Origin of the sequence: Bartonella sp. AP58NXGY (assembly GCF_042195785.1) — a bacterium.
Classification (GTDB): domain Bacteria; phylum Pseudomonadota; class Alphaproteobacteria; order Rhizobiales; family Rhizobiaceae; genus Bartonella.
In genome coordinates this window covers 1-747 of the sequence record NZ_JBHIOY010000223.1, presented here as the reverse complement: position 1 = coordinate 747, position 747 = coordinate 1, and the positions used below count along the sequence as shown (strand labels likewise).

The 747-nt window shown below is 30.5% G+C and carries 1 pseudogene; it reads right to left on the bottom strand.

From position 1 onward, the window contains the following. Positions 1-594 precede the first annotated feature (594 nt). Positions 595-747, bottom strand: a pseudogene (locus ACFINC_RS10575) (signal peptidase II); the annotation flags it as partial.

Genomic DNA, 747 nt, shown 5'->3' with positions numbered 1-747 from the left:
CCCTTTATTATGGAGATTTATTTAAAAATTACAAGAGATTTATCGAAGCAAGGAACCTTACAAATTGGTAAGGAAAAGGACCATTTTCATGAAAAATATTTCCGTTTTTCGCCATATTTTTGCAAGATAAAAAGACGATACTGAGATATTTTTATTATTCTCAGGGACCCTATAATTTCCACCTACAAAATATCTATCTTTATAGTAATGAGGAGAGTAGCGCATAACATCGCGCTATTTTTCACTCTAAATATTTCTCACAAAAATATCGTAAGATTGTCTGATGACAAATCTGTTTATATTCAATCCATCAAGATCATTTTCTTGCACGACACACGAGCAGGATTTGCGTGCTAATAAAAAGCTGTAAAATATTTTTTCTTAGGGTGTGATAGAGACATATAGATAAAAAGATATTGATTTCCATTTTAAGTCAGTTCTTTTGTATTGCTGAAGGATGGAAATATAAAGTTGAAGAGAAAATAAAATCTCATAAAAAAATACGTGAAATGATTAGCTGCAAGAATTATCCAAGAGGATTTGTAATCAAGCTTATGGTGTTTAAAAATCTCTGTTTTTAAGGCAATGAGAAGATCAATGAGAAGATGTATGGTTTGAATGACGTCTTGCTTTCATCCAAGTACGCAGTTCCTCAATAAGGATGGCAATAACACCCAAAGTGATAAAACTATCTGCAAGATTAAAAATAGCAAAATAAAAAATATCATCAATGTGAAAAAGTATATA